Annotated in this window: 14 protein-coding genes and 1 pseudogene; 4 read left to right on the top strand and 11 right to left on the bottom strand. The window is 70.7% G+C overall.

The annotated features are described in order from the left end of the window. The 4 genes from ACLIBK_RS19290 to iolD are packed head-to-tail and all read right to left on the bottom strand — an operon-like array spanning window position 1 to window position 5990. Window positions 1-2178: an ABC transporter permease gene (locus ACLIBK_RS19290; protein WP_415388924.1), complete on the bottom strand. Its 2178-nt coding sequence runs from the start codon at window positions 2176-2178 to the stop codon at window positions 1-3. Between the two features lie 11 nt (window positions 2179-2189). After that, complete coding sequence (locus tag ACLIBK_RS19285; RefSeq protein ID WP_415388923.1) at window positions 2190-3224, bottom strand: ABC transporter substrate-binding protein; 1035 nt, start codon at window positions 3222-3224, stop codon at window positions 2190-2192. A gap of 41 nt (window positions 3225-3265) precedes the next feature. Next, window positions 3266-4150: a myo-inosose-2 dehydratase gene (gene iolE / locus ACLIBK_RS19280; RefSeq protein ID WP_415388922.1), complete on the bottom strand. Its 885-nt coding sequence runs from the start codon at window positions 4148-4150 to the stop codon at window positions 3266-3268. Window positions 4151-4154: 4 nt separating this feature from the next. Then, on the bottom strand, window positions 4155-5990 hold the full coding sequence (gene iolD, locus ACLIBK_RS19275; protein WP_415388921.1) for a 3D-(3,5/4)-trihydroxycyclohexane-1,2-dione acylhydrolase (decyclizing): 1836 nt from the start codon (window positions 5988-5990) through the stop codon (window positions 4155-4157). Window positions 5991-6238: 248 nt separating this feature from the next. Here iolD and iolG point away from each other — a divergent pair, with 248 nt between their 5' ends. Beyond that, a complete protein-coding gene (gene iolG / locus ACLIBK_RS19270) occupies window positions 6239-7222 on the top strand; it encodes an inositol 2-dehydrogenase (RefSeq protein WP_415388920.1) in 984 nt (327 codons plus the stop codon). Between the two features lie 60 nt (window positions 7223-7282). Here the strand turns inward: iolG and ACLIBK_RS19265 are convergent, their stop codons facing one another. The 3 genes from ACLIBK_RS19265 to ACLIBK_RS19255 form a co-directional block, all read right to left on the bottom strand. Next, window positions 7283-8296 (bottom strand): inorganic phosphate transporter, encoded by a 1014-nt coding sequence (locus ACLIBK_RS19265; protein WP_415388919.1) that lies wholly within the window; start codon window positions 8294-8296, stop codon window positions 7283-7285. After that, window positions 8296-9396 carry a DUF47 family protein gene (locus tag ACLIBK_RS19260; protein ID WP_415388918.1) on the bottom strand — a complete coding sequence of 367 codons (1101 nt, stop codon included), beginning with the start codon at window positions 9394-9396 and terminating at the stop codon, window positions 8296-8298. Before ACLIBK_RS19260 ends, ACLIBK_RS19265 begins: the two co-directional genes overlap by 1 nt. Before the next feature lie 348 nt (window positions 9397-9744). Then, a complete protein-coding gene (locus tag ACLIBK_RS19255; protein ID WP_415388917.1) occupies window positions 9745-10770 on the bottom strand; it encodes a Bug family tripartite tricarboxylate transporter substrate binding protein in 1026 nt (341 codons plus the stop codon). A gap of 757 nt (window positions 10771-11527) precedes the next feature. On the opposite strand from ACLIBK_RS19255, the pseudogene cphA reads away from it, so the two are divergent. From cphA to ACLIBK_RS19240, 3 genes and pseudogenes are all read left to right on the top strand, one after another. Beyond that, a pseudogene (cphA, locus tag ACLIBK_RS19250) lies at window positions 11528-14280 on the top strand (cyanophycin synthetase). Next, window positions 14277-15158: an isoaspartyl peptidase/L-asparaginase family protein gene (locus ACLIBK_RS19245; protein WP_415388916.1), complete on the top strand. Its 882-nt coding sequence runs from the start codon at window positions 14277-14279 to the stop codon at window positions 15156-15158. The pseudogene cphA and the gene ACLIBK_RS19245 overlap by 4 nt, the downstream one beginning before the upstream one ends. Further along, complete coding sequence (locus ACLIBK_RS19240) at window positions 15151-15990, top strand: cyanophycinase (protein WP_415388915.1); 840 nt, start codon at window positions 15151-15153, stop codon at window positions 15988-15990. The genes ACLIBK_RS19245 and ACLIBK_RS19240 overlap by 8 nt, the downstream gene beginning before the upstream one ends. A gap of 67 nt (window positions 15991-16057) precedes the next feature. Here the strand turns inward: ACLIBK_RS19240 and ACLIBK_RS19235 are convergent, their stop codons facing one another. The 4 genes from ACLIBK_RS19235 to ACLIBK_RS19220 form a co-directional block, all read right to left on the bottom strand. Beyond that, a complete protein-coding gene (locus ACLIBK_RS19235; protein WP_415388914.1) occupies window positions 16058-17671 on the bottom strand; it encodes an MFS transporter in 1614 nt (537 codons plus the stop codon). Further along, window positions 17658-18071, bottom strand: a complete 414-nt coding sequence (locus ACLIBK_RS19230; protein ID WP_415388913.1) for a DoxX family protein — start codon at window positions 18069-18071, stop codon at window positions 17658-17660. The genes ACLIBK_RS19235 and ACLIBK_RS19230 overlap by 14 nt, the downstream gene beginning before the upstream one ends. 1 nt (window position 18072) lies before the next feature. Next, the gene (locus ACLIBK_RS19225) at window positions 18073-19953 is read right to left on the bottom strand and encodes an amidohydrolase (RefSeq protein ID WP_415388912.1); all 1881 of its coding nucleotides are present in this window, start codon (window positions 19951-19953) and stop codon (window positions 18073-18075) included. Between the two features lie 202 nt (window positions 19954-20155). Beyond that, on the bottom strand, window positions 20156-20992 hold the full coding sequence (locus ACLIBK_RS19220; protein WP_415388911.1) for an alpha/beta fold hydrolase: 837 nt from the start codon (window positions 20990-20992) through the stop codon (window positions 20156-20158). Window positions 20993-21144: the final 152 nt, after the last annotated feature.

Here is a 21144-nt window from a genome sequence, read left to right as displayed (position 1 = left end):
TCATGCTCCCACCGCGGCGGAACGTGGCGCATCCCCCGCGCCGGGGCTGGCCGCGGCAACCGGGCGCCGGCCGATCCGGCGCTCGCCCACCGCGGCCTGGATGGCCACCAGCGCGGTGACCATGATCGCGATCAGCACCGCTGAATACACGATGGCGATGCCGTATTCTCCGAACTCCGCCCGGCCGACGATGTACACCGTGGCCAGGTTGTACTCGCCGCTGACCAGAAAGATCACCGCGCTGACCGAGGTGATGGCGCGCACGAAGGCATAGACCATGGAGGTCGCGATGGCCGGGCGCAGGATCGGCAGGATCACCCGCCGCAGCGTCGCGGCGGAGCGCGCGCCCAGCGTCAGCGAAGCCTCGTCCAGCGAGCGGTCGATCTGGCTGAGGTTGGCGAGGCCGGCCCGGATGCCCACCGGCATGTTCCGGAAGATAAAGGCGATCACCATGATCAGCGCCGTGCCCGTCAGCTCGATCGGCGGCAGGTTGAAGGCCAGGATATAGGAGATGCCGATCACCGTGCCGGGAATGGCGAAGCTCATCATGGTCAGGAACTCGAAGGCACCGCGCCCGACGAAGTTCTGCCGGCTCAGCAGATAGGCCGTGAGGATGCCCAGCGCCGCCGTCAGCGGCATGGCCAGCAGCGACACCTGTAGCGTGGTCAGCAGGGAACTCCAGGCGGAACCCGCCAGGAACCAGCCCCCCACCCCGCGCTCCACCGCGAAGGCGGTCCAGAAATGCTGCAGGGTGAAGCTGTTGTCGTTGCCCACCGCCTTCACGAAGCCGCCCAGCAGGATGATGCCGTAGACGGCCACCGTCAGCACGAGCCATGGCAGCACCACTGCGAAGCAGGCCAGGCGTAGCCCGGGCGCCAGCTTCGCGGGCAGGCCGGAATCCCCCTTGCCCGACACGGTGACGTAGGAGCGCCGCCCCACCCAGAAGCGCTGCAACAGGAAGGCCGACAGGGTGAAGGCGAGCAGCACGATGGACAGCACCGCCGCCTGGCCCTGGTCGTGCGCCGCGCCCACCACGGCGAAGTAGATGGCGGTGGACAGGACGTGGAAGTTGCCGCCGATCATCATCGGATTACCGAAATCCGCCAGGCTCTCGATAAAGGCGATCAGGAAGGCGTTGGCCAGGCCGGGGCGGATCAGCGGCCAAGTGACGTGGGTGAAGGTACGCCAGCGGCCGGAGCGCAGTGTCTGCGAGGCTTCCTCCATCGAGGGGCTGACGCCTTGCAGCACGCCCAGCAGCACGAGGTAGGAGATTGGCGTGAAGGCCAGCAGCTGCGCGATGGTCAGCCCGGGCATGCCGTAGATCCAGCGCGTGCGCGGGAGGTCGAACCAATCGCGCAGCAGGTTGGACACCATGCCGGCCCGCCCGAACAGCAGGATCAGCGCGAGGCCGATCACGAAGGGCGGGGTGATCACCGGCAGCACGGAGATCACCTTCAGCAAGCGCGGAAAGGGAAAGCGCGTGCGGGCGGAGATCAGCGCGAAGGCGAGGCCCAGCACGGTGCTGAGCACGCCCACCAGCACGGCCTGGGCCAGCGAGTTCCAGGCGACGCCGCAGCTGGTGCCTTCGGCGGACAGGCATCCCAGTCCCCAGATCGACGCATCCGTGATCTTGCGTGCGAAAAGCCCCAGCGCCAGCCCGCCGTCATTGTCCTGGAAGGCGGACAGCAGCACGCAGGCGATGGGATAGCCGACGAACACCAGGATGGAGCCGCAGACCAGCCCGATGGCGCCGACCGTGAAGACCTCGCCCTTGCACCAGCCCAGCCGGGCCAGCCCATGGGCGGCCAGCATGGTCGCGGACACCGCGTAGAGCAGCGCCCCCCAGCCCAGGGCCGGCTGGGCCGCGGCCCGCAGGCCCCCCGGCTCGAACAGGAAGGCTTCCAGCAGCAGCCAGCCGAGGCCGCCGAGCCCCGCCGCCACCAGCAGGCGCGGCCGGCCCGCGGCCAAGGGCACGAGGACCAGGGGCAGCAACAGCGGCAGCAGCCAGGGACGGCCGCCGAGACTGCCCCAGAAGGCGGCCGGCATCGCTTCCGGCCAGGACCAGGCGAGGAGCCCGCGCTCCAGCCCGTACCAGGGCAGCGCCAGGGTCGCGGCGCCGCCCAGCACCAGCCAGAGCCAGAGGCCCCGGTTCGCCGGACGGGCCGATCCCTTGCGCACCCTATCTACCGTCAGCGCGCGTTGCGGACCTCGCGCGTCCACCGCGCGAGCAGCCGCGTGCGTTCCGCCGAGGAACCGTACTTGGCGAAGTCGTAGTCGATCAGCTTCACCTTGCTCAGGTCCGGCGCTTCCGGCGGCACGGGGGTGGCGGTGTTGGAGGGCAGCTGGAAGGACCCGTTGCTGGCGGCCAGGGCCTGCGCCGCCGGCGTCAGCGCCCAGTCATAGAAGCGCCGCGCTTCCTCCATATGGCGGGCGCCCTGCACGATGCTCATGGAACCGATCTCGAAGCCGGTGCCCTCGCAGGGGGACACCACGCGCACGGCCGGGTTCTGCTTGGCCGCGTCGATGGCGTCGTGCTGGAACACGATGCCGATCAGCGTCTCGCCCCGCGCCGTGGCCTGGGCCGGGGCGGCGCCGATGCTCGTGTACTGGTCGATGTTGCGGCCCAGCCGCTTGAGGTAGTCGAAGGCCGCGTCCTCGCCCATCAGCTGCACCATGGTGGCCAGCATGGTCCAGGAGGTGCCGGAGGCGTTGGGGTCGGCCATCTGTACCTCGCCCCGGTAGTCCGGCTTCAGCAGGTCGGCCCAGCAGGCCGGCACCGGCAGGTTGCGCCGGCGCAGCTCCGTCTCGTTGTAGCCGAAGCCGAGGGCGCCCATGTAGATGCCGACCGTGCGGTTCTCCGAACGCTGCGCCTGGCGCTGCGCCCAGTCCTGCAACTGGCCGAGGGCTTCCGGGCGATACGCGGCGGTCAACCCTTCGGAGGCAGCCTGGAGATGCGGGTCGCCGGTGCCGCCGAACCAGATATCGGCCCGCGGGTTGTTCCGCTCGGCCCGCAGCCGCGCGTAGATCTCGCCCGCGCTCTGCCGCGTCATGTCCACGCGGATGCCGGTCTGTGCCTGGAAGGCCGTGGCGGCGGCGCGGCACCACTGCTCGTTGACGCCGCAATACATCACCAGGCTGTTGCCCTGCGCCCGCGCGACGCCGCTGCCCAGCCCGAGCAGTCCGCCCAGCACGGCCAGGGCGCCCAGCAGCATTCTTCTCGACATGCGTTTTCTCCCCTCGGCGTGGATCGTGCCGTCCACCCTTCTCATCGCAGCAGCCCGGCCTCGCGCGCGAAGCCTGCCAGGTTCTCCCGGCCCAGCCTGGCGTAGCGCAGCGGCTCGGCCTTTGCCGGGTCCTGCTCCGCCTCGATCACCAGCCAGCCCCGGTAGTCCGGCAACTCGCGCAGCACGGCGGCGAAGTCCACGATGCCGTCGCCGGGCACGGTGAAGACGCCCTCCACCACGCTGTCCAGGAAGCTCCATCCGTCGCGCCGGGAGCGTTGCATCACCGCGCCGCGGATGTCCTTGGTGTGCACATGGCCGATGCGGTCGCGGTACCGGCGGGCCAGCGCCACCGGATCGGCGCCGCCGAAGGTGGCGTGGCCGGTGTCCAGCAGCAGCTGCACGGCGGGGCCGGTGGCGTCCATCAGCCGCGCGATCTCCTCGGCACTCTCCACCACCGTGCCCATGTGGTGGTGGTAGACCAGGGAAAGCCCGGCATCCGCGACCGCCTTGCCCACCTCCGTCATGCGCGCGCCGAACCGCGCCCAGTCGCCCGGTTCCAGCCGGGGGCGGCGAAACAGCGGCACGGCACGGTCGCCGTGGATGGCGTTGGAGGTTTCGGCAAAGATCAGCACCTCCGCCCCGCAATCGCTCAGCAGTTCCAGGTGCGGCCGCATCGCCGCGATCTCCGCCACGGCGTCGCGCCGTAGCAGTTCCGCCGAATACCAGCCCGACACCAGCGCCAGCCCGTGCTGCGCCAGCACCGCGCGCAGTTCCGGCGCGGTGCGGGGGAACTTGTGGCCCAGCTCGATCCCGGCGAAGCCGGCCTGCCGCGCTTCCGCCAGGCAGGTTTCCAGCGGCGTCGCGCCGCCCAACTCCCGCAGGTCGTCGTTGGACCAGGCGATCGGGTTGGTGCCCAGGCGGATCATGCCCTCATCCTCCCAGCACCTGAGCCGCACGCGCCTGCTCGTAGCGCGCGCGGGCGTCGCGGACCTCCGGGCGCACCGACACTTCCGGCACGCCCACATCCCACCAGTGGCCGCCGGCGGCGGTGGCCTCCTGCGGGTCGGTGTCGATCACCAGCACGCTCGTCCGGTCCGCCGACCGCGCCCGGGCCAGCGCCGCTTCCAGCTCCGCCAGCCCGGCGACATGCTCGGCGTACGCGCCGAGGCTGGCAGCATGGGCGGCGAAGTCGATCCGCGGATGCGCCTCCGGCAGCAGGTTGTTGAAGGCGGCGCCGCCCGTCGCGGCCTGCAACCGGTTGATGCAGCCGAAGCCGCGATTGTCCAGCAGCACCACGGTCAGCTTCAGCCCCAGCGCCACGGAGGTCGCGATCTCCGAGTTCAGCATCAGGTAGCTGCCGTCGCCGAGCATCACCACCACCTCGCTGTTCGGCCGGGCCAGCTTCACCCCGATCCCGCCGGCGATCTCGTAGCCCATGCAGGAGAAGCCGTATTCCAGGTGATAGGAGCCGGGCGCGCCGGCGCGCCACAGCTTGTGCAGCTCCCCCGGCAGGCCGCCGGCCGCGCCGACCACCACCGTGTCCGGGCCGGCCGCGCGCCCCACCGCGCCGATCACCTGCGCGTCCGAAGGCCGTTCCGCGTTGCGCGGGGCCGTGGCAGCTGCGGCCAGGGCGAACCAGGCTTCCCGCGCCGCAGCGGCTGCTTCCGTCCAGGCTGCCGGCGCGCGATAACCGGCCAGCGCCTCGGCCAACGCGTCCAGCCCTTCCCGCGCGTCGGCCACCAGCGGATGGGCGGCGTGCTTGGCGGCATCGAAGGGCTGCACGTTCAGCCCGATCAGCCGTCGCCCGGCGGCCGCGAACAGGGCGCGCGATCCCGTGGTGAAGTCCTGCAGCCGCGTTCCCACCGCCACCACTAGGTCCGCTTCCGCCGCGGCCTGGTTGGCGGCGGAAGTGCCGGTCACCCCGATCGCGCCGAGGTTCAGCGGATGCTCCTGCGGCAGGGCGGATTTCCCGGCCTGGGTTTCCGCCACGGGAATGCCGTGCGCCTCGGCGAAACGGGCCAGGGCCGCGGTGGCATCGGCGTAGTGTACGCCACCCCCGGCGATGATCAGCGGGCGCCGGGCCTCCCGCAGCAGGCGCGCCGCTTCCGCCAGCTCACCCCGGTCGGGGCGCGGGCGGCGCGGCGCCCAGGCGCGCGGGGCAAAGAAGGTTTCGGGCCAGTCGAAGGCTTCCGCCTGCGCGTCCTGGCACAGGGCCAGCGTCACCGGCCCGCACTCCGCCGGGTCCGTCAGCACGGACAAGGCGCGGGGCAGGGCGGCCAGCAGCTGTTCCGGCCGCGCGATGCGGTCGAAGTAGCGCGACACCGGCCGGAAGCAGTCATTGGCGCTGACCGTGCCGTCGCCGAAATCCTCGACCTGCTGCAGCACGGGATCGGGGCGCCGGCCGGCGAAAACATCGCCGGGCAGCAGCAGCACGGGCAGGCGGTTCACATGCGCCAGCGCCGCCGCCGTCACCATGTTGGTGGCGCCCGGGCCGATGGAGGTGGTGCAGGCCATCATGCGGCGTCGCCCGCTGGCCTTGGCAAAGGCGATCGCGGCATGCGCCATGGCCTGCTCGTTATGGGCGCGCAGGGTCGGCAGCCGGTCGCGGATGCCGTGCAGCGCCTCGCCCATGCCGGCGACGTTGCCGTGGCCGAAGATCGCCCAGACCCCCGCAAAGAGCGGCAGGCCGCCGGCTTCCGGCCCCGCGCGCTGTGCCGCGAGGAACCGCACGAGCGCCTGCGACAGCGTCAACCGGATCGTGCTCATGGTGCTTGCCGCCGCCGAGCGTCCGAACGGACAGCGCACCGCCGTCGGCCGCGCATCCCCGGCGGATCGATGCCGGGCGCGATAACGTCCAGGTCTGACGCCTGCGACATGACGTGTTTCCTTGCGGAAGGGGCGCCGACCTTGCGGCATGCCCCTCCTCCCTTGTGAGCAGTCTCGACGCCGGTCTATGGGTTGTCAAACAGGTCCGAGCGCATCCGGAACAGCTCGGCGGAGCGGGAGGGGGCGAGATGCTGCGCATCGCCGTTATCGGGGCAGGGCGGATCGGCCGCATCCACGCCCGCAACATCGCAGCCCATCCCCGCGCCCAGCTGGCCGGAATCAGCGACCCGGACACCGCCGCGGCGGAAGGCCTCGCGCAGGCCTGCAACAGCGTGGTGATCCCGCTGGACGCGGCCTTCGCGGCAGGGGCCGTGCTGATCGGCTCCCCCACCCCGACCCATGCCGACTTCATCGAGCGCGCGGCAGCAGCAGGGACACCGGTCTTCTGCGAAAAGCCGGTCGACCTGTCCGCCGCCCGCGTGCGCGACTGCCTGGCCGCGGTGGAGCGTGCGGGCGTGCCGCTGATGGTGGGCTTCAACCGTCGCTTCGATCCCAGCTTCGCCGCCCTGCAACGCCGCCTCGCCGCGGGGGAGATCGGCGCGCTGGAATTGCTGAGCATCACCAGCCGTGATCCCGCGCCGCCGCCGGCCAGCTACGTCGCGCAATCCGGCGGACTGTTCCGCGACATGATGATCCACGACCTCGACATGGCGCGCTTCCTGCTGGCCGAGGAGCCGGTGGAACTCTTCGCCGCCGGGTCGGCCCTGGTGGACCCTGCCATCGGCGCGGCGGGCGATGTCGACACCGCCGTGGTGACGCTGAAAACCGCCTCCGGCAGGCTCTGCCAGATCTCGAACTCCCGGCGCGCCACCTACGGCTACGACCAGCGCATCGAGGCGCATGGTTCGGAGGGCCTGCTGCGCGCCGGCAATCGCACGGCGACCACGGTGGAATCCGCCGGCGCCCGCGGCTTCACCACCGAACCCGCTCTGCCCTTCTTCCTGGAACGCTATGAGGCCGCCTATCGCGCTGAGCTGGACGCCTTTATCGGCAGCGTGCTGGACGGCGCGCCGGTCCAGGCAACGGGCCAGGACGGGCTGCGGGCCCTGCTGCTGGCGGATGCCGCCACGGAGTCGGCCCGCACGGGCCGTGCGGTGCAGCTGGAAAGCTGAGCGCGCCCGGCAGCAAGCCTCCCCCCGCCGCGCCCTGCGGCGGGCCAGGATGCCTGGCCTTCAGAACAGGCGCGTCAGCCCGTAGAACAGCGCCCCCACCACCGCCGAGGCCGGGATGGTGATGACCCAGGCCGTCACCACGTTTCCCGCCACGCCCCAGCGCACCGCCGAGGCCCGCCGCGCCGTGCCCGCGCCGATGATGGCGCCCGTGATGGTGTGCGTCGTGGACACGGGAATGCCGAGCCAGGACGCCGAGAAGAGCACCACCGACCCGCTCATCGAAGCACTGAAGCCCTGGTGCTGGGACAGCTTGGTGATCCGCGAGCCCATCGTCTCGATGATCCTCCAGCCGCCGGTCAGCGTGCCGAGCGCTATGGCGACGTAGCAGGAGATGGCCACCCAGTGGGGCACCTCGAACTCCCCCGCCAGATGGCCGGTGGAATACAGCAGCGCGGTGATGATCCCCATGGTCTTCTGCGCGTCGTTCAGCCCGTGGCTCAGGGAATAGGCGCCGGAGGACACGAGGTGGAGCGCGCGGAAGGTCCGCTCCGCCAGGCGCGCCGTGGCCCGCGCCAGCCCCCAGCTCGTCGCCAGCATGATCAGCATCGCCAGCGCCATGCCGATGGTCGGCGACAGCACGATGGCCAGCAGGGTCTTGTTCAGCCCGCTCCACTGCACGCCGCTCAGGCCCGCATGGGTCACGCCCGCGCCGATCAGCCCGCCCACCAGCGCGTGGCTCGACGAGGAAGGGATGCCCTTGAGCCAGGTGACGACATTCCAGACCATCGCCCCCGCCAGTGCGCCGAACACCACGGCGGGCGTGATCAGGTCCTTGTTGATCAGTCCTTGCCCGATCGTGTCGGCCACCCTGTGCAGGCTCGGAAAGGTGATGGTGAGGAAATAGGCCGCGAAGTTCAGCAGCGCGGCGAAGGCAACGGCGTGCACGGGCTTCAGCAGGCGCGTCGCCACAACCGTCGCGATGGAATTTGCCGCATCGTGCAGTCCGTTGAGGAAATCGAAGGCCAGGGCAACGGCGATGAGGCCGATCAGCAGCGGCAGGGCCAGCTCATGCATCAGGAATGGTCGATCACGATGCCGTCGATCTCGTTCGCAACCGCCTCGAAAGCGTCCACGATCCGCTCCAGCCGTGCGTAGATCTCGCGCGTCACGATGAAGTGGATCGTATTCCCGGCTCCGTATTCCTTGAAGGCGCGCTTGACACCCGCGTCGTGGATATCGTCGGTCTGGCCTTCCAGCCGCACGATGCGCTCGGTCAGCTCGTGCAGGCGGACCCCATTGCCGGCCACGTCGCGCAGCAGCGGCATGGCCTCGGCGGTCAGCCGCGCCGCATCCACGATGATGGCCGCGATGTCCTTCATCTCCTGCTCGAAGCCCGCCACCTCGTAGAGCTGGATCGCCTGGACGGTTCCCTTCATCTCGTCGATGGAATCGTCGAGGGCATTGATCAGGCTGGTGATCGCGCCGCGGTCGAAGGGCGTCAGGAATGTCTCGCGCACCGTGCGCAGGACTTCGCGGATGATGTCGTCGGCATCGTTCTCGCGCTCGATCACCTCCCGGGCATGGTCGGCGCCGCCGTCCTGCAGCAGTCGCGCCAGCGCGTCGGCGCCCGCGACGACGGTGACGGAATGCGCCTCGAACAGCTCGAAGAAGTTGCCTGTTTTCGGCAGCAGGCGCTGGAACCACGCGAACATGTCACCTACCCTCGATGTGCGGGCCACGGCCCGGAGCAGCCGGCCCCTTCGCGTCGCGGCCCTGAACTGGGATGGGCCGAAGGAGCGGATGAGGTCGCGCAGGTCCGGCTCCTCCACCGCGGCCGCGGCTTCGGCCAGCGGGAACCAGCGCCGTTCGCGCTGTCCCTTTTCCTTCCAGCTCTCCATCTCGCTGCTGACGGCCAGTGGGAAAACGTCCACATCCACCATCAGGGACGCCCCGTTTCGCCGGCGCTTGCGGTAGCGGTAGGAGCCGAGCGGCGCCGGGCACACGAGCCCACGCACCCCGGCCTCCTCCTCGGCCTCCATCGCCGCGGCGGCATGGGCCGTCATGCCGGAGGGATGATTGCCCTTCGGGATTACCCAGCGCCGGGTTTCACGCGACGTGACCAGCAGGATCCGCACCGGCGCATTGGTGGCGCCCCCTTCGGTGCGGTAGGGCAAGGCGGCAATCTGGCGGATGAAGCGGGCTCCCGGCCGGGAAGAACTGCAGGCCGTGTGTGTTACAGTTCCATGACGGTCAATGACAAGACGGCCGATTGGCCGGCATCGAGGCTCTTCGACGCCGATGACGCCACACCGGGAAGCCGGAGCGCTCGGTTATGGATGCCCCAGGGTGGCCTCGCGAGGCAGCAGACCAGCCCGAGCAGGGGTCAGGTCCACCCCGCCCGTAGGGCTGGGGGAGGGCAGACCCTGATCGGGCGTGAGCTTCGGCAGCGATCCAGCCCCAGCGCGACTTCCAACGGATGGCTCAGGAGCACCCCCCCCGCGCGCAGGGTCATCCACCCACCGTCAGGTGTCAGCGCGTATGTTGCTGCTGCGGACCACCTCGCCCCAGCGGGCGTGATCGCGTCGTACCATCTGGGCGAAAGCCTCCGCCGTGCCGCCGCCGGGCTCGTCGCCCTGGCCCAGGACCCGCTCGCGCGCGGCGGGATCGTTCACGGCCGTGTTCAGGGCCGTATTGGCCTTGCGCACGATCTCCTCCGGCGTCCCGCGGGGGGCAAAGAGTCCGACCCAGGCCACGAAGGCGAAATCCGAGATGCCTTGCTCGGTCGCGGTCGGGGTGTCCGGGAAGGCCGGCGAGCGCTGCGCCCCCGTGGCCAGGATGCCGCGCACCTGCCCGGCCCGCACGAAGGGCGCCACCACCGAAGCCGCATCGAACATCGCCGAGAAGCGGCCGGCGATGAAGTCCTGCATGGCCGGACCCGAGCCACGGTAGGGGATGCTCTGCATCTCCGGGTTTCCGATGCGCGAGCGCAGCAGCTCCATCGCGCAATGCGACATCGATCCCGCGGCCGGCGAGCCGTAATCCACCCCGCGCGGCTGCGCCTTCGCCCAGGCGGCGAATTCCGCCACGTTGTTCGCCGGCACCGAGGGATGCACGCACAGGATCAGCGAGGACTGCAGCGACAGCCCGATGGGCGTCAGTTCCAGCGGGTCCACGGTCATGTTGGGAAAGGTGTGCGGGTTGATCGCCATCGGGCTCGAATTGCCGGCGAGCAGCGTGTAGCCGTCGGGCCGCGCCCGCAGCACGGCCTCGGTGCCGAGGTTGCCGCCGGCGCCGCCGCGATTGTCGATCACCACCGGCTGCCCGAGGGCGCTGGCCAGGCCGGGCTGGATGATGCGCGCGGCGAAGTCGGTCTGCCCACCGGGCGGGAAGCCGACCACGAGAGTCACCGGTCGTGTCGGCCAAGCGGCCGGAGCGGCGGTCTGCGCCAGGGCTGGCCGGGCGAGCAGCGTCGCACCGGCGCCCAACAGCCCGGCGCCGAGCACGCCGCGTCGCGACAGGGTTCGGGGGCCGTCCACTGGATCGTTCATCTGCGTCCTTCTCCCGGGTTTCCGGCCGCTGTTCACCGCTGGCTGCCGTGGCCGCCAGGATGCCGCGATTCCCGTGCCACGTCACCGCTCCCGGCAAGCTGGCGGTGCCCGGGCCCCGCATCGCTTGGCGGAAAGGCTCGTGACCCCCGTCCTGGGGACCCCATTCCACCGCTCCTTGCCCTCCCGCCGGGCGCTCGCTCGTGGCGGTCGCCGTTGCCCCACCTCCCACTGCCCGCGACAGGCGAGTTCTCACGGCATTGCGCAGCCTGGATGTGCGCATGCGTACGGAGCTGTTCTTCATACCTCCTCTAACTGAGCGCACGCACGGGTTGCTCCAACAAGGGAGGCTAAGATGTCGTCCGCACCGCTGCGCCAGCTCTCCATGGCTGGTGCAAAAGCTCCGCGCGCTCAGCAGGCTGGACGCAACTCGGACCCGAAGAGCATCCGGCTGCTGTCGACCTCGGCAGCACCCTCGTCTGTTCCGGTGTGATCCATGCCCTGACTACGGCTGCGCCCTCCGAGAGTGGGAGGACCGGTGAGTGCCTGCGGAGTCGTGTCTCCCCTGTTCAAGCGCGGACCGCGCTGCTCAACGTGGCAGGAACGGGCGGCGAACCTCCGCGGCTCATGGCCAAGCGGTTCCTGCGAACGGCCGTCTGACCCGACGGCACCCCAACGACAGCTCACCAGCTCCGACATGTCCGACTCTCGCGATGCCAACTGCCCTGAACAGAAACCTGCCCGCGGGGAAACCTGATCCATGAGCGCCAGCCCCACTCCGCCAACCGGGAACGTGCCGATGCGCGTCCTCCACTTCGCTGTGTATCGTGGCCCGCACCTGTTCAGCCACACGCCGATGGTCCGGATACGCCTGGACCTGGGGGCCTTGGAGGCCTGGCCGACCGATCGGCTGCCCGGCTTCACCGACGCGCTGCTAGCGATGCTGCCCGGGCTGCAGGAGCACGGCTGTTCCTACCGAGCCCCGGCGGATTCATCAGGCGCCTGCGCGAGGGCACGTGGCTCGGCCACGTGACCGAACACGTGGCGCTGGAACTCCAGACTCGCGCGGGATCGCGCGTCACGCGGGGCAAGACACGCTCGGTCAAGGGATGCCCTGGCTGCTACAATGTCCTCTATTCCTACAGGGAGGAGGAAGCAGGCCTGCTGGCCGGCCGGCTCGCGCTGGAACTCGTGGACTCGCTGCTGCCGGCGGAACTCCGCGGCGTGCAGGGCCTGGAAAAGCTGCACGCTCAGGATCCGCTGGGCGAGGGAGGCGACGTGCAAGCGGCGCTGGCGGCGCTCAGCAAGGTGGTCGGGCGGCGCGCGCTAGGTCCGACCACGCGCTCCCTCGTTCAGGAGGCCGAGCGGCGCGGCATCCCCGTGCAGCGGCTCGACGAGATGAGCCTCGTCCAGCTCGGTCACGGCAAGCAACAGCAGCGCCTGCGCGCCAGCATCACGGGCCGGACCTCCTCCATCGCCGTGGAGATCGCCGGCGACAAGGACCTGACCAAGGCCCTGCTCGCCGATGCCGGCCTGCCGGTGCCGAGGGGAGGCGTGGTGCGATCGGCCGAGGCGGCCATCCGCGAGGCCGAGCGGATCGGCTATCCCGTCGTGATGAAGCCCCTCGACGGCAATCACGGCCGCGGCGTGTCCCTCGACCTCCGCTCACCCGACGACGTGCGACGGGGCTTCGAGCATGCCGCGGTGCACAGCCGCAGCGTCATCGTAGAACAGCATTACCAGGGCCATGATCACCGCATCCTCGTCATCGGCGGCGAGGTCCGGGCGGTCGCCCAGCGCATGCCCGCGCATGTTGTCGGCGACGGTATCCACAGCATCGAGAGCCTCATCGACGAGGTGAACCGCGATCCCCGGCGTGGGGCCGGGCACGAGAAGGTCTTGACCCGCATCAAGGTGGACGACCACGTGACCGGGCTCCTGTCCAAAGAAGGGCTCACCCTGGACAGCGTGCCGGAAAAGGACCGGTGGATCGCCCTGCGGGACACCGCGAACCTGTCCACCGGCGGCACCGCCATCGACCGGACGGACGACATACACCCCGATAATGCCTGCATCGCCCGGCGCGCCGCCATGATCGTCGGGCTCGACGTCGCCGGGATCGACTTCATGGCGCCCGACATCCGGCGCTCCGTCCGGGAAACCGGGGGCGGCATCGTGGAGGTGAACGCCGCCCCGGGCTTCCGCATGCACCTCGAGCCGTTCGAGGGCTGGGCGCGCGACATCGCCCGCCCGGCGATCGACATGCTCTTCCCCGACGGCGCCACCGGCCGCATCCCGATCCTCGCCATCACCGGAACCAACGGCAAGTCGACCACGACGCGCATGGTGGCGCATATTCTCCGCCATACCGGGTTGACCGTCGGCATGACGAGCACGAGCGGCATCTGGCTGAACGAGCACAAGATCATGGAGGCCGATGCCAGCGGCCCACGGAGCGCACGTCTGGTCCTGCGGGAACCGACGGTGGAAGCGGCCGTGCTGGAAACCGCGCGCGGGGGCATCCTGCGCGAAGGTCTCGGCTTCGATGAATGCGACATCGGCGCCGTGCTCAACATCCAGGGGGATCACCTCGGGTTGCAGGAGGTGAACACGCTGGAGGACCTGGCCGCCGTGAAGTCGGTGGTGGTGGAATCCGTGCGGCGCAACGGGTGCAGCGTGCTGAACGCCGATGACCCGCTCACCCTGGCGATGGAGCGCCATGCCGGTGGACGCATCGCCTTCTTCTCCATGTTCGGCCTGGACAGGATGTCGGAAGCCGTCCGCGCCCATATCGCGGCCGGCGGGCTGGCGGTGGTGAACGAGGACAGCGGCCTTGGCAACGACATCGTGGTCTACGACGACCGGCGCCGCCTGCCGCTGATGAGTGCGGCGGAAATCCCGGCAACACTGGGCGGCATGGCGCAGTTCAACACCCAGAATGCCCTCGCAGCCGTCGCGATGACCTATGCGCAGGGCGTTTCGCCACCGGTGATCCGTGCGGCGCTCCAGAACTTCTCCTCCTCCTTCGAGCAGAGCCCGGGACGCTTGAACGTGCATGACGCCCACGGCTTTCGGGTGATCATGGATTACGCCCACAACCCTGCCGGGCTGACGGCACTGTGCGACCTCATTTCCAAGCTTCGCCCGCAGCACGACCGGGTGATCGGCATGATCAGCACGCCGGGCGACCGGCGCGACGACGACATGCGGGACATGGGACGGATCGCGGCCGGTGCCTTCGATGACCTCGTCCTGCGGGAAAGGCCCGATGGGCGGGGGCGCCGGTCCGGGGACGTCATGCGCCTGATTGCGGAAGGGGCGCTCGGTGCCGGTTTCCCGGAGGAGCGCCTGCATCAGGTGCTCGATGAGCGTGAGGCCACCGATCTTTGCCTGCGCATGGCGCGGCCGGGCAATCTCGTGGTGCTGACACCGACATCGGTCGAGGAGGTTTGGGCGCAGATCCTCGCCTTCGAGCCCAGGGAAGTCCCGAGCGGGACGGAGGAGATGGCGTGAGCACCACAGTGGATCCGGGAGGCTGGGCTCTCGTCCTGCACGGCGGCGCCAAGGAGATCGCGCCGGAGAAGGAAGCGGCGAACCGTGCCGGCTGTCTCCGGGCGCTCCTGTCCGGGGCGGCGGTGCTCCGGGCAGGCGGCAGCGCCGTGGATGCGGTGGAAGCCGCGATCCGCGTGCTGGAGGACGACGCCACCTTCAACGCCGGCCGTGGATCGGTCCGCAACAGCGACGGCGAGGTCGAGATGGACGCGGCGATGATGGACGGCGCGACGCTCGATGTCGGCGGCGTCGGGGCCATCCGGGACGTACGGCATCCCGTCGCCGTCGCACGGCTGATGCTGCGGGAAACGCCGACCTTGCTGGTCGCGGAGGGTGCGCAGCGCTTCGCTGCGGCGCAGGGCGCGGAACTCCGCGGCCCCGCGGAACTCCTGGCGGCCGCCGGGGATGCCGCGCACGATACGGTCGGTTGCATCGCGCTCGACAGCCGCGGCGACCTGGCCGCCGGCACCTCCACTGGTGGGCTGGAAGGATGCCATCCTGGGCGGCTCGGGGATTCACCAGTTCCCGGCCTGGGCTTCTACGCTGACAATGGCCTCGGCGCCGTGGCCTTCTCGGGCGATGGGGAAAGCATCTCCCGCTGCATGCTCGCGGCGCATGTGATGCACCGTCTGGAAGGCGGATCACCCCAGGCCGCGATCGAGAGCGCCATCGCCCGGCTCGGCCGCGTCGGCGGCGACGCGGGCGGCATCGTGCTCGACCCGGCCGGAAACATCGGCTGGGCGCACAACAGCCCGCACTTCGCGGTGGGCATGGTCAGGGGCAACGACGATCGCCCGCGCATCTATCTTTCCAAGGGTGAGGAAGCCTCGCATGACTGACCGTGGCTCCGCAGGCAAAGGCCCGCTCATCGTCATCGGCGGCCACGAGGACCGGAAGGGCGACATGCTCATCCTGCGCGAGGTCGCCCGGCACCTGAAGGGCGGGCGGCTGGTGGTAGCCACCGTGGCGTCCCACCAGCCCGAGGGCTACTTCGACGCCTACAAGGAAGCCTTCGCGGCCCTGGGCGTGAATGACCTCGTGGAGCTGTATGTCGAGGAACGCGCCGAAGCGCAGGACGAGGAGAAGCTGAAGGTTTTCGACGGCGCGACGGGTGTGTTCTTTTCCGGGGGGGATCAGCTCCGCCTCAGCAGCCAGCTCGGTGACACCCCGGTCGAGCGTCGCGTGCGGGAAATCCATGAGGCCGGTGGCGTCGTCGCCGGCACCTCGGCCGGCGCCTCGGTCATGAGCGACACCATGCTCGTGAAGGGCAGCAGCCAGGAAACGCACCGTATCGGCGACCTGCACCTGGCGGCCGGGCTGGGACTGGTGCGGGACGTCATCATCGACCAGCACTTCGCGGAGCGCGGCCGCATCGGCCGGTTGCTCGGCGCGGTGGCGCAGAACCCCCGCGAGCTGGGCATCGGCATCGACGAGGACACGGCCATCATCCTGAGCGACCGCCAGTTCGAGGTCGTCGGCAGCGGGGGCATCTACGTGGTGGACGGCGGCGGCGTGACGCACTCCAACATCGCGGAAGCCCGGACGGACCACGCCCTGTCCATCTACGACGTCCGGCTGCACGTCCTTTGCCACGGCGACCGGTTCGATCTCGAGAGCCGCCGCCCCACGGTCCCGGCCGCGGACGGCGCGTCCCGGGCCGGGGGGCGATAACGCCGCCCCGCCGGGCGGCTGCCTGGGTGACGCCCACCCAAGCAGCCGCCTGCGCCGGCGGAGGCTCTCAGGCCGGATGCCCCTGCGCGTTCAGGAAGTGGTGGACCACCGGCGCCTCGGGGCCGAGGTGGAAGCGCAGCGCCGCGCCCTGCAGGTCGGCATCCGCGCGGGACACGCGGCGGTGCTGGCGCAGGTGCTCCGCCCAGGACTCCACCATGAACCATTCGACCAGGCGGTCAGGCCCGGCGGCGTCCTCGGTGATGCCCCAGGCATAGGCCCCGTCGCGCCGGCGCTCCTGGGAAAGCCGGGTCAGGGCCTCCAGGAAGGCGCTGCGGTTCTCCGGCGCGACGCGGTACTCGATCAGGATCAGCACGGGGCCGCGGTCATGCCCGATCGGCTGCTCCGTCAGGGGCTCTGGCCAGTGGTTGGAGGGCACGAGGTCGGCCTCGCCCGCCGGCAGCCGGATGCGGTGCATGAACAGGGCGGCCACGAGCAGGGAAGCCGCGCCGATGAGCAGCGCTGCGGGCACGCCCGCCAGCTCCGCCACCGCGCCCCAGCCCAGGCTCCCGGCCGCCATCGCCCCGTTGAAGACGGTCAGGTAAACCGCCAGCGCCCGGCCGCGCACCCAGTTCGGCAGGATGGCCTGGGCCGTGCCGTTCAGCGTGGTGAGGGCGGTGATCCAGGCGGCGCCGAGCAGCAGGAGAACCAGCAGCGCCAGCCAGCGCGGCGGGGCGACGGCCAAGCTCGCGGTGGCGAGGGCCGTGACAACGGCGGCGGCGAGCATCAGCCCATCGGCGCCCAAGCGGGTGCGCAGCCTGGGCAGAACCAGGGCGCCGAGGATGGCACCGGCCCCGACCGCGCCGAGCAGGATGCCGTAGAAGCCCGCACTGCCGCCCAGGAGGTTGCGCGCCACCAGCGGCAGCAGCGCCCAGATCACGCTGGAAAAGGCGAAGAACACCGCGGCGCGCAGCAGCACCACGTGCAGCTCGCGGCTGGCCTGGGCATAGCGCAGGCCGGCGCGAAAGGCGCCCAGGAAGCGCTCCGGCAGCGCGTCGTCGGCATTGGCGGGGCGCCGCCACCACAGCAGCGCGGCGATGACGATCGCGTAGCTGGCGACGTCCACGCCATAGGTCGCCGCGGCGCCGAAGGAGGCCAGCAGCAATCCGCCCGCCGCCGGCCCGATCGAGCGGGCGATGTTGATGCCGAGCGAGTTCAGCGCGACCGCGGCCTTGAGGTCCCGGGCCGGCACCAGCTCCGGCACGATGGCCTGCCAGGTGGGGGCCATCAGCGCGGCGCCGATGCCGCCCAGAAAGGTCAGGCCGACCAGGGCGGACACCGACATCAGCCCGGCATGGGACAGCAGCAGCAGCGTGAGGCTGACCGCGGCCAGCAGGAGCTGGATGGCGATCAGGAAGCGCCGCCGGTCGAGAATGTCCGACAACACGCCGGCCGGGATGGCGAGCAGGAAGATCGGCAGCGTGCCCGCCGCCTGGATCAGCGACACCGCGGCCGGGCCCGCCGCGAGGTCCGTCACCAGCCAGGAGCTGGCCACGTCGCGCATGAAGCTGCCGGTGTTGCCGAGCACGGTGGCGGCCCAGATCACCGCGAAGCTGGCCTGGCGCAGGGGCGCGAAGCTGCCCGCGGCGGGCGGGGGCACCGGGGCGGGATCAACCGCGTTCACGGTGCAGGTCCCACAGGGCGAGGAGCAGGAAGGCACCGACGAGGCCGAGGTGCTCAAAGAAGGCGTTGGCCGCCATGAAGCGGTCCTGGCCCGGCGGCAGGGCCCAGTAGCGGTTGGCGAGAAAGGTGGCGGCGAGGGTGAAGGCGCCCAGGGCCAGGGCGCCGAGCCAGCGCAGCCGCCCCGACAGGATCAGGGCGCTGGCCAGGAGTTCCAGGAGGATCGTGGCCGCCGCCACCAGGCCCGGCACTGGCAGGCCGAAATGCGCGGCCTCCGCCACCGCGCCGGGGAAGTCGAGCAGCTTGTTGAGCCCGCCCTGGAGATAGGCGGCGCAGAGGCCGAGCAGGCCCAGGAAGAACAGGGCCCGCCGGAGCGGGCCGGGGATGCCCGCGGCCGCGCTCATCTCAGAAGGCCCAACAGGAGCAGCCGAGCGCCCCCCAGAAGCCCCGGTCACCGCCGGCCGGGGTGGCGGCGGCCCAGGCGCGGGCATGGTCGTGCCCGTGCACGCCGCAGGCGGCGTCGCAGCAGCGCGCCACGGCACGGGCGAAGCTGCCCGCCGCCCCCGGCTTTTCCGCCCGCCGGTCCTGGTAGCCGCCGAAGCGGCGTACGGGGGACCAGTCCGGCATGGCCGGGGGCAGCGGCGGCGCCAGGGAGGCGTAGTCCCCGGCCCCGTGCACCACCTTGCCGCCCACCACCGTGAGCAGGGCGGTGATGTCCTGGATCTCGTCGCCGGGGATGCTGAAGTAGTCGCGGTCGAGCACGGCGAGGTCGGCGAGCTGGCCTTCCGCGATGAGCCCCTTCTTGCCCTCCTCGTTGGAGAACCAAGTGACCTTTTCCGTCATCATTCGCAGCGCGGTGTCGCGGTCGATCGTGTTGCGCTCGGGCGTGATGCGCAGCCCGCCCACGGTCTTGCCGGTGGTCAGCCAGTACAGCGCCACCCAGGGATTGTAGGAGGCGACGCGCGTGGCGTCGGTGCCGGCCGACACCTTCACCCCCATCTCCAGCATCTTCGCCACCGGCGGGGTGGCCTCCGCGGCGCGGTTGCCGTAGCGCTCCACGAAGTATTCGCCCTGGTAGGCCATGCGGTGCTGCACCGCGACGCCGCCGCCCAGCCGCGCGATGCGCTCCAGGCTGCGCTCGCTCACCGTCTCGGCGTGGTCGAAGATCCAGTGCAGGTCACCGATCGGCATCTCGGCGTTGACCTTCTCGAACACGTTCAGCGCGCGGTCGATGGTCTGGTCGTAGGTGGCGTGCAGCCGCCAGGGCCAGCGGTTCTGGATCAGGATGCGGACCACCGCTTCCAGCTCCGGCTCCATCTCGGGCGGCATTTCCGGGCGCTCGACGCGGAAATCCTCGAAATCGGCGGCGGAGAAGACCAGCATCTCGCCCGCGCCGTTGAGGCGGAAATAGTCGTCGCCCTGCTGGTACTTCGCCGTCTGCGTCCAGCGGAGGAAATCCTCCTGCTCCTCCTTCGGCTTCTGGGTGAACAGGTTATAGGCGATGCGCACCGTCAGCTCGCCATCCTCGGCCAGCTTCTGCACCACCTTGTAGTCGTCCGGATAGTTCTGGTAGCCGCCGCCCGCATCGATCGCGCCGGTGACGCCCAGCCGGTTCAGGTCGCGCAGGAAGTGGCGGGTGGAGTTCAGCTGGTAGTCGAAGGGCAGCGTCGGCCCCTTGGCCAGCGTGGCATACAGGACCGTGGCGTTGGGCCTGGCCAGCAGCAGGCCGGTCGGCGTGCCGTCCGGGGCGCGCTGGATCTCGCCGCCCGGCGGGTTGGGCGTGTCCCTGGTGTAGCCCGCCGCCCGCAGCGCCGCGCCGTTCAGCAGCGCGCGGTCGTAGAGGTGGAGGATGAAGACCGGCGTGTCGGGGGCGACGGCGTTGATCTCCTCCAGCGTCGGCAGCCGCTTTTCCGCGAACTGGTGCTCGGTGAAGCCGCCGACGATGCGGACCCATTGCGGTGGCGGGGTGATCGCCACCTGCCGGCGCAGCATCTCCATCGCGGTGGCGAGCGAGCGCACGCCGTCCCAGCGCAGCTCCATGTTGAAGTTCAGCCCGCCGCGGATGACGTGCAGGTGGTTGTCGATCAGCCCGGGGATCAGCCGGCGGCCGCGCAGGTCGATCACCCGCGTGTCCGGCCCGGCGGTGGGCAGGATGGCGGCGGCATCGCCCACGGCGGAAAAGCGCCCGGCGGTGACCGCCACTGCCTCGGGCGTGGGATTGCCGCGGTCCAGGGTGGTGATGCGGCCGCCATGCAGGATCATCTCGGGCGGCGTGGTGGCGGACATGGCGGGGCTCCGGGGAAGCAGGGCAAGGCCGAGGGCCCCGAGGCTGCTCGTGACACGGCGTCGGGTGGTGGGGGTCATCGAGGGGGCTCCTGCGAGGGGAGGGGGATGGCCGGCCGTGCCGCGGCCGACCAGGGCTGCGCAACATCCCGGCGCAGGACGGCGGCCCTCCGGGGAGGGCGGCTGGTGCGCGCCGCCCGCAGGCTCAGCCGCGGATAAAGGCCAGCAGGTCCGCGTTGAGGGGCTCGGCATGGGTCGTGAGCATGCCGTGCGGGTAGCCCGGGTAAACCTTCAGCGTGCCGTTCCGCAGCAGCCCGATGGACTTCAGCGCCGCAGCGGCGATGGGCACGATCTGGTCGTCGTCGCCGTGCAGCACCAGCGTCGGCACGGTGATGGCCCGCAGGTCCTCGGTCTGGTCGGTTTCGGAAAAGGCCTTGATGCCGTCGTAATGCGCCTTGGCGCTGCCCATCATGCCCTGCCGCCACCAGTTCTGGACCACGCCCTGGTAGACCTGCGCGTCCGAACGGTTGAAGCCGTAGAAAGGGCCGGCGGCGACGTCGAGGAAGATCTGCGCCCGGTTCTCGGCGGTGCCCTTGCGGAAGCCGTCGAACACCTCGATCGGCAGGCCTTCGGGGTTGTTCTCCGTCTTCAGCATCAGCGGCGGCACGGCGCTGACCAGCACCGCCTTCGCCACGCGCCCGGCGGGCTGGCCGTGCTTCGCGACGTAGCGGGCCACCTCGCCGCCACCGGTGGAATGCCCGATATGGACGGCATTCCGCAGGTCCAGGTGCTCCACCACGGCGAAGGCATCGGCCGCGTAGTGGTCCATGTCGTGGCCCTCGCTGACCTGCGCCGAACGCCCGTGGCCGCGGCGGTCATGGGCCACGACGCGGAAGCCCTGCTGCATGAAGAACAGCATCTGCGTGTCCCAGTCGTCGCTGCTCAGGGGCCAGCCGTGGTGGAACATGATGGGCTGGGCGTCCTTCGGGCCCCAGTCCTTGTAGAAGATTTCGACCCCATCCCTGGTCGTCACGTAGGCCATGCTGCTCGGTTCCTTGCGTTCGGGGTTTCGTCGCTGCTGCTGGAGGCGGCAGGCCTGCCGTGGAGTGGGGGAAGGGGACGCCGCCGTGATCCCGGCGGCCTGCTGCCGTGCCGGCCGGTGCAGGCCGCCCGGCCTCGCGCTCCGCCCGAGGC

This window comes from Roseomonas sp. BN140053, from assembly GCF_047690175.1.
Lineage (GTDB): Bacteria > Pseudomonadota > Alphaproteobacteria > Acetobacterales > Acetobacteraceae > Roseomonas.
Note: the sequence above shows the minus strand (reverse complement) of the source record. Positions and strands in the feature narration are given on the sequence as shown.

Excerpts from the sequence above, each read along its gene's own strand:
- ACLIBK_RS19285 (WP_415388923.1), bottom strand. The coding sequence starts at position 3,224 with ATGTCGAGAAGAATGCTGCTGGGCGCCCTGGCCGTGCTGGGCGGACTG.
- iolE (WP_415388922.1), bottom strand. The coding sequence starts at position 4,150 with ATGATCCGCCTGGGCACCAACCCGATCGCCTGGTCCAACGACGACCTG.
- iolD (WP_415388921.1), bottom strand. The coding sequence starts at position 5,990 with ATGAGCACGATCCGGTTGACGCTGTCGCAGGCGCTCGTGCGGTTCCTC.
- iolG (WP_415388920.1), top strand. The coding sequence starts at position 6,239 with ATGCTGCGCATCGCCGTTATCGGGGCAGGGCGGATCGGCCGCATCCAC.
- ACLIBK_RS19265 (WP_415388919.1), bottom strand. The coding sequence starts at position 8,296 with ATGCATGAGCTGGCCCTGCCGCTGCTGATCGGCCTCATCGCCGTTGCC.
- ACLIBK_RS19255 (WP_415388917.1), bottom strand. The coding sequence starts at position 10,770 with ATGAACGATCCAGTGGACGGCCCCCGAACCCTGTCGCGACGCGGCGTG.
- ACLIBK_RS19240 (WP_415388915.1), top strand. The coding sequence starts at position 15,151 with ATGACTGACCGTGGCTCCGCAGGCAAAGGCCCGCTCATCGTCATCGGC.
- ACLIBK_RS19230 (WP_415388913.1), bottom strand. The coding sequence starts at position 18,071 with ATGAGCGCGGCCGCGGGCATCCCCGGCCCGCTCCGGCGGGCCCTGTTC.
- ACLIBK_RS19225 (WP_415388912.1), bottom strand. The coding sequence starts at position 19,953 with ATGTCCGCCACCACGCCGCCCGAGATGATCCTGCATGGCGGCCGCATC.
- ACLIBK_RS19220 (WP_415388911.1), bottom strand. The coding sequence starts at position 20,992 with ATGGCCTACGTGACGACCAGGGATGGGGTCGAAATCTTCTACAAGGAC.